This is a genomic window from Ruegeria sp. YKSF070, assembly GCF_059612725.1.
The window spans coordinates 1-6,400 of the sequence record NZ_JBXWRD010000092.1 but is presented as its reverse complement, the minus strand read 5'-3'; the positions used below and the strand labels follow the sequence as shown (position 1 = coordinate 6,400).

The 6,400-nt window shown below is 63.4% G+C and carries 8 protein-coding genes and 1 pseudogene; 8 read left to right on the top strand and 1 reads right to left on the bottom strand.

Features of this window, described 5'->3' with window-relative positions; genetic code table 11:
- From AC2FL1_RS23100 to AC2FL1_RS23070, 7 genes and pseudogenes are all read left to right on the top strand, one after another.
- Nucleotides 1-248, top strand: a pseudogene (locus AC2FL1_RS23100) (DUF932 domain-containing protein); the annotation flags it as partial.
- Between the two features lie 93 nt (nt 249-341).
- Nucleotides 342-842 carry a hypothetical protein gene (locus AC2FL1_RS23095; RefSeq protein WP_007803268.1) on the top strand — a complete coding sequence of 167 codons (501 nt, stop codon included), beginning with the start codon at nt 342-344 and terminating at the stop codon, nt 840-842.
- 96 nt (nt 843-938) lie between these two features.
- Nucleotides 939-1,457 (top strand): DNA repair protein RadC, encoded by a 519-nt coding sequence (locus tag AC2FL1_RS23090; protein ID WP_496878482.1) that lies wholly within the window; start codon nt 939-941, stop codon nt 1,455-1,457.
- 97 nt (nt 1,458-1,554) lie between these two features.
- Nucleotides 1,555-2,046, top strand: coding sequence for a DUF6878 family protein (locus AC2FL1_RS23085; RefSeq protein ID WP_496878481.1), 492 nt, complete (start codon nt 1,555-1,557; stop codon nt 2,044-2,046).
- A 10-nt stretch (nt 2,047-2,056) separates the two neighbouring features.
- Nucleotides 2,057-2,434, top strand: coding sequence for a DUF6915 family protein (locus AC2FL1_RS23080; protein ID WP_496878480.1), 378 nt, complete (start codon nt 2,057-2,059; stop codon nt 2,432-2,434).
- Nucleotides 2,435-2,704: 270 nt separating this feature from the next.
- Nucleotides 2,705-3,124 (top strand): hypothetical protein, encoded by a 420-nt coding sequence (locus AC2FL1_RS23075; protein WP_496878479.1) that lies wholly within the window; start codon nt 2,705-2,707, stop codon nt 3,122-3,124.
- Nucleotides 3,117-3,761 carry a DUF8835 domain-containing pootine gene (locus AC2FL1_RS23070; RefSeq protein WP_496878478.1) on the top strand — a complete coding sequence of 215 codons (645 nt, stop codon included), beginning with the start codon at nt 3,117-3,119 and terminating at the stop codon, nt 3,759-3,761. The genes AC2FL1_RS23075 and AC2FL1_RS23070 overlap by 8 nt, the downstream gene beginning before the upstream one ends.
- Before the next feature lie 10 nt (nt 3,762-3,771).
- Here AC2FL1_RS23070 and AC2FL1_RS23065 read toward each other — a convergent pair whose 3' ends face one another.
- Nucleotides 3,772-4,068 carry a hypothetical protein gene (locus AC2FL1_RS23065; RefSeq protein ID WP_496878477.1) on the bottom strand — a complete coding sequence of 99 codons (297 nt, stop codon included), beginning with the start codon at nt 4,066-4,068 and terminating at the stop codon, nt 3,772-3,774.
- Nucleotides 4,069-4,245: 177 nt separating this feature from the next.
- Here AC2FL1_RS23065 and AC2FL1_RS23060 point away from each other — a divergent pair.
- Nucleotides 4,246-6,400, top strand: a 2,155-nt coding sequence (locus tag AC2FL1_RS23060) for a strawberry notch-like NTP hydrolase domain-containing protein (protein WP_496878476.1), incomplete at its 3' end; no start/stop codon positions are given.

Genomic DNA, 6,400 nt, shown 5'->3' with positions numbered 1-6,400 from the left:
AAGCGGCGCGGCAGCAGATCGTGGCGCGCAGCGACGAAGATCGTGCGGATTTCCTGCGCAAGCGCGGCTTCTCGAGGGCCGAATCCGGCAAGATCATCGAGAAGGTACTGATGGAAGAGGGCCGACCGCCCGAAAGCATCTTCGACTTCGTGCAGGGCATCACGCGGCTTGCGCGCGACAAGACCCAGCAGGATGCGCGGCTCGACATGGAAGGGCGCGCCAAGAAGCTCCTCGACCGCGTTGGTTGAGGTGGCGACCGGAGGCGATATCGCCTCCGGTCTCGTTCCTGTTTCATCGATCTGCTACTGTGCCCGACACGTTTAGGTGTTGGAAGTACGCGCATGGAAGAAATTGATTGGTCAGATCGTGCATTTTATGATGACGGTGAATGGGTTACCTGGTCGGAAATCGACGAGCAGCTTCGCTACAAGGAGTGGGGCGCTAAATACCCGAACGCGATCCGGTCTATGATCCCATATTTTGAGGATCTCCTGTCCCTCGCGGAAAGCTACCACCTCGAGACCGGCCTTCACCTCTCTGTCTACGGCGATATCGGTGAGCTGTTCGGTGCTATCACGTACGGTATCAAGCTGAACAAGACCTACGCCCAGGGTGCTGACGGAAGACTTGGCAATGATCATGTCGAGGTCAAAACCATTACGCCATTCAAGACAAAGGATGTTGTTGTGGTCGATACCAATGGGCATTTCAACAAGCTCTTGGTTGTAAAGATCAACGAGGATTTTCAGGTCTCGGGTCGGATGATCGACCGAAAAGATCTTCCAAAGCGCGAAGGGCGCTACTTGCGGGTTCGATGGGGCGATTTACCAACGCCGAAATGATCGGCCCGATCAGCGACAGAGAGTCCGAGGGGGCGGTTTGGTCTTTGACGGTTTGAGGCGGGGAGAGAGGCTCTCCGCACCGTCGGAGATATGCCCATGTTCGATCTTACTCTCCAAACTCAGCCGGAAACACAGAAAACAGGTTTGCCGCCGAGCTTCCTGACCGTTCTTGCATATCAAGACTTGCCGTTTGCGCTCACGACGGCTTGCCGTGCGCCCGCAGCTCTCATGTCCGGGCAGGCACACCCCAAGGTACTGGAGCGGTTTGCCACGCTGGCCGAAGCCATGCAGGGGGCAATCGTTCATGCCGAAAATGTCACCCCTGAAGACGCAGCGCGCATCCTGGCGATCCTCGATAGGGAGGGCCGCCTCGTTCTGGCCGGCGCTACCTATGATGGCGGGGTCGCATGGTGCCACCCGGTCTCGGATGCCGCCGAAGCCCGCGCCGTCGTGTCCGAGGCCAGCCAGACCCGCGCGCAGGCCATGAGGGCGGCCGAGTGGCATGAACATGGCCTCGCGCGACGGCTGCGGCATCACGCCGACCTTCTCGATGCCCGTCTTGTCGATCCGCTCTGGCGTGTCTTCGCGTCTCGCGCCCTGCAGATCGCGGCGTGACGCCCGAGAGTCAGAGAAGGGCAGGGGAGGATGTGAGCCTGCGAGGACGAGAGAGAGCCTCGGGGTTCAGATCCTTTCCCTCATTTCGGAGTTTCCAATGTCCAAGATCGAACCCACCCTGGCCGCGCCGATGGCGCCGTCCAGAATTGATTTCGCCGGCGTGCTGGCTCGGCAGTCCGAGCGTGATGCGCGGATCGCAGCTTTGCGTCCGGCCAACAAGGAGCGCCTCTTCGATGGCCTGACTGCCGCGGGCATCACCCATGTGACCGTGAGCTTTGACGGCTATGGCGATAGCGGCCAGGTTGAAAGCATCGAAGCCTACGCTGGCGACGCCGAAGTCACTTTCCCCAAGACCCAGATCGCCTATGCCGCATTGACCTGGGACGACCCGGAGGTCGAGATGCGGGCGCTTTCGCTCGAAGATGTCGTGGAGCAACTGGCGTACGACTTGCTGTCTGACACCCATGGAGGTTGGGAGAACAACGACGGGGCCTACGGTGAGTTCTGCTTCGACGCGAGCGCTCGCTCCATCCACCTCGAGTTCAACGAGCGCTTCACCTCGTCCGAACTCTATACCCACGATTTCTGAGGGGGCGGCGATGGCACATCCGTATCACCACGCCCTGTCCTCGGTGAAGAAATGGGGCGGCACGGTCGAGGATTTCCTCGCCGTGCATTCCTGGTTCGACCAGAGCAAGGAGATCACAGCCGATTTTCGGCACCGGGCGCTGCGCCACCATGCGGAGGGCATCTTCATGGCCGAGACGATTTTCGGCCCGACCCTCACGCTCTCGACCGGGCGCGTCATCCCGACCCGCTGGGTCGGCGAGCAGCATGTTAAGGAGGACCTCGGCTTCATCCCGAGCTTCGCCGATTGGGTGAAGGCCATTCGGCCCGCACCCTGGATGGGTCGGACCGAACGGATCGAGGCACAGGTCGATCCGCATCTCGCTTCGCCCGTGGTTGAGGTCACGTGACATGACCGATCACACTTATCTAAGACTTGGCTTGCCACCGACCGCTTCGCCGCTGGCAGTGGTTCGCGCGGCGGTCCGGGCGCTGCACCCCGACACACGCGCTGTTTGCGGCCTCCGGACGGCGCGCAAGCGCTTCTACCGGCAAATGCTCTGCGCTCATGCCGCACGACAGGCGGCAGACGACACGTCGATCGGCTGATCGCTCCCGGCCGACCCTTCCAATCCAGTACTCGGCCTTCTGGCCGGGTCTTCCCCATTCAGGAGGTCCCCATGGCGGATTACTTCACCCATTTCTCATGCCTGCTCGACGTCGGCACTCCCGAAAAGGCGGCCCGAGCACTCGCGCTGTTTCACGATCTGCGCGCTGCGGATCAGGACGCCGACGACCCGGATATCGCTGGCTTCGATCTCGTGCACCAGGATGCCCCCGAGGGCAGCAGCCTCTGGATCCATGATGACGAACACGGCGATGTCGAAGCCGTCATCCGCTTCGTCTTGCGTCTTGCTGAAGAGCTCGACCTCACCGGCCTTTGGGGGTTCCAGTATTCTCTGACCTGCTCTCGGCCACGACTCGACGCCTTTGGTGGCGGCGCGCATGCCATCGATCTCAGCGCGCGCAAATCCATCGGCTGGTCCAGCACGCAAGAGTGGTTGGTCGCGGCGCTGAACGGGGAGGACGCCGATGCCTGAGATCATCTGCACCACTGTCTACCAGTTCCCGGAGCTCTCGGATGCAGCCAAAGAGAAGGCCCGCTGCTGGTATCGCGACCTCGGGCCCCACGACGACTGGTGGGACGCGGTCTATGAAGATTTCGAGCGGGTCTGCGAGATACTCGGCATCAGCCTGAAGACCACGCCCGTCCGCCTGATGGGCGGCGGGACGCGCCAAAAGCCCTGCATCTGGTTCTCCGGGTTCTGGAGTCAGGGCGACGGGGCCTGTTTCGAAGGATACTGGTCCCACGCCAAGGGCGCGGCCGCTCGCATTCGGGACTACGCGCCCACGGACGCGACGTTGCACGGCATCGCCGGCCGGCTGCAGGCCATCCAGCGGCGGAACTTCTACCAGCTCGCCGCCGAGGCCAGCCACCGTGGTCGCTACTACCATGAATACACCATGTCGGTGGACATCACGCGGGACAGCGCGACCTGGCAGCGGCCGACTGAGGACGCGGAAGAAGTCGTGACCGAGGCGCTACGTGATCTGGCCCGCTGGCTCTACCGCCAGCTTGAAGCCGAATACGACCACCTCACCTCGGACCAGGCCATCGAGGAGGGTATCATCGTCAACACGTATACGTTCACGGAAGGAGGGCGGCGGTTCGGGTGATCCTGCAGAGTCACTTATTCCCGTCGATCCACTTCGACATGAGCCCCTTGTCGCGGAAGCATTCGTCCGGAACGGCGCACCGCTTGATCCGGGCGAGCTTCTCAGCGAAGGCCACCTGCCTGGAGGTGGGCAGCTGGTCCATGTCCGATACGGGCTTCAGCCGGGCCTGAGCCTCGATCCAGGCGCTCAAAGATCGCCGGTCTTGCTGAACCTCCCAGGGCAGGAGCGTCCGGTTGCGCAGGGCGAGCGACCGCGCATAGGCAATCTGCTTGGGTGTTACGGGCATGGCGTGCTTGGTGCTTTCCATGGTGGAACCCCCTTTCTGGCTTGGTCCTGAAAATAGAACATAACAAGAACAAAACCAAGCCAAGCGTCGGGAACACCTCGGTGCGAGAGGGAGAGAGGGGCCGGGAAAGATCAGGTCCGAAGCTGCCCGAGAGAGGGTGTCCAGGCCTGATCCTGTCCTTCATTCCGGAGTTTCCCGATGACCCATCTTGCCCCTGTTGCGCAGGCGTCCTTGCCTGCGCCCATTGTCCCGTTGGCAGCAAATCCTGTCCCTGCGATCGTTGCTGTTGCAGAAGCGCTGCAGCCCGATCTGGCGCAAGGGCTTCAGATCGACGCGCTGCGCCTGCGCCGCGAGATGGAACATGCCTTTGGCGGTTCCGATGCGACCGGTGCCTGGGACTGGAAGCTCGCCTATGAGGCGGGCGAGGTGGCGCTGATCCTCTTTCTACGAAAGTTTGGTCGGGCGCTGCTTGCGCGTGCCGGCTCGCCTGCGGCGCTCTTGCCGATCCTCGCCAAGGTGGCAGGCCTCTTGCCCACGCACACCCGGCGGTCGGAAGAGATGGAGCGATTTCAGCAATTCAGCACGCCTTTGCCCATGGGAATCGCGGCACTGACGGCAGCACAGATCACGCCTCGCGATTTAGTCTTGGAGCCGTCCGCCGGGACCGGACTCCTGGCGATCCTCGCAGAGATCGCGGGTGGCGGCCTCGCGCTGAACGAGCTTGCTGACACGCGCGCCGACCTTCTGCGCCTCCTCTTTCCGGGGCGCCCCGTCACCACCTTTGATGCCGCGCAGATCGACGATCATCTCGATGTCTCCTCAAGTCCGAGCGTCATCCTGATGAACCCGCCCTTCTCGGCCCAAGCCAATGTCGATGGTCGGTCGACCGAGGCGACGGCCCGGCATCTGCGCTCGGCCCTCACGCGCCTGGCCCCCGGCGGACGGCTCGTCGCCATCACCGGAGCCGGTTTCGCGCCGGATGCGCCGGCCTGGGCCGAGACCTTCGGCCGTCTGACCGAGACGGCCCATCTCATCTTCACCGGCGCGGTGTCGGGCGCAGCTTTCGCCAAGCACGGCACCAGCTTCGAAACGCGGATTTCTGTCTTCGATAAATGCCGCGGCGGCGAGCCGGGCGGCATCACCGCCGACCTGCGCCAGCCCCTGTCTCCGGACGTGGCGCATCTGATGTCCCGGATCACCGCAGAGGTTCCGCCGCGCCTCGAACTTGAACAGGCAGCAAATGCGGGTCTGGGCCACTCTTCCCGCTTCCCGGGAAATTCTCACCTCACCACCCGCAAACCCACCAGCCGCTCCCGCGCGACATCTGCGGCTCAACCGGAGAACCCCGGCACGTCAATCGAGGCAAAGGACCTGGACTACGCTCTCCGCGAAGCCGCCGGGGACGCAGACACGACACGGCTGTCCGACGCGATCTACGAGACCTTCCGCCTGCAGGCCATCGACATCCCCGGCGCCGCCTCGCATCCCACCAAACTGGTGCAATCAGCGGCCATGGCCTCGGTCGCTCCGCCGAAACCGAGCTATCGCCCCAAGCTGCCCTCGGCCGTCCTGCGCGACGGCCTGCTCTCCGACGCCCAGCTCGAGACCGTCATCTACGCGGGGGAGGCGCATGGCGCGCATCTCACTGGGTCTTGGACCGTCGATGAGACCGGAGACATGGTCTCCGCTGCACGGGACGATGCCGCTGACGCCGTCCGCTTCCGCCGGGGTTTCTTTTTGGGTGATGGCACCGGCGCGGGCAAGGGCCGTCAGTCGGCCGGGATCTTGCTCGACAACTGGGCCCGAGGAAGACGCAAGGCGCTCTGGATCTCGAAAAGCGACAAGCTTCTCGAGGACGCACAGCGCGACTGGTCGGCCCTTGGCCAGGAGCGCCTGCTGGTCACGCCGCTCTCGCGCTTTGCCCAAGGCCGCGACATCCCGCTGACCGAGGGCATTCTCTTCACCACCTACGCCACACTGCGTTCTGAAGAACGGGGGGCCAAGAAATCCCGCGTCGACCAGATCGTCGACTGGCTCGGGGCGGATTTCGACGGGGTGATCCTCTTCGACGAAAGCCATGCCATGGCGAATGCTGCCGGGGGTAAAGGCGATCGGGGCGATACCATGGCCTCGCAGCAGGGCAGGGCGGGTCTGCGGCTGCAGCACAAACTTCCGAATGCCCGCGTGGTCTATGTCTCGGCCACGGGTTCCACGACCGTCCACAACCTCGCCTATGCGCAGCGTCTCGGGCTTTGGGGCGGGGAGGATTTCCCCTTCCAGACCCGGTCGGAATTCGTGGAAGCCATCGAGGCTGGCGGTGTCGCGGCGATGGAGGTTCTGGCCCGTGACCTCC

What these genes read in the sequence shown, in the direction of transcription:
- AC2FL1_RS23075 (WP_496878479.1), top strand. Translation starts at nt 2,705, where the DNA reads ATGGCGGATTACTTCACCCATTTCTCATGCCTGCTCGACGTCGGCACT.
- AC2FL1_RS23070 (WP_496878478.1), top strand. Translation starts at nt 3,117, where the DNA reads ATGCCTGAGATCATCTGCACCACTGTCTACCAGTTCCCGGAGCTCTCG.
- AC2FL1_RS23065 (WP_496878477.1), bottom strand. Translation starts at nt 4,068, where the DNA reads ATGGAAAGCACCAAGCACGCCATGCCCGTAACACCCAAGCAGATTGCC.
- AC2FL1_RS23080 (WP_496878480.1), top strand. Translation starts at nt 2,057, where the DNA reads ATGGCACATCCGTATCACCACGCCCTGTCCTCGGTGAAGAAATGGGGC.
- AC2FL1_RS23095 (WP_007803268.1), top strand. Translation starts at nt 342, where the DNA reads ATGGAAGAAATTGATTGGTCAGATCGTGCATTTTATGATGACGGTGAA.
- AC2FL1_RS23085 (WP_496878481.1), top strand. Translation starts at nt 1,555, where the DNA reads ATGTCCAAGATCGAACCCACCCTGGCCGCGCCGATGGCGCCGTCCAGA.
- AC2FL1_RS23090 (WP_496878482.1), top strand. Translation starts at nt 939, where the DNA reads ATGTTCGATCTTACTCTCCAAACTCAGCCGGAAACACAGAAAACAGGT.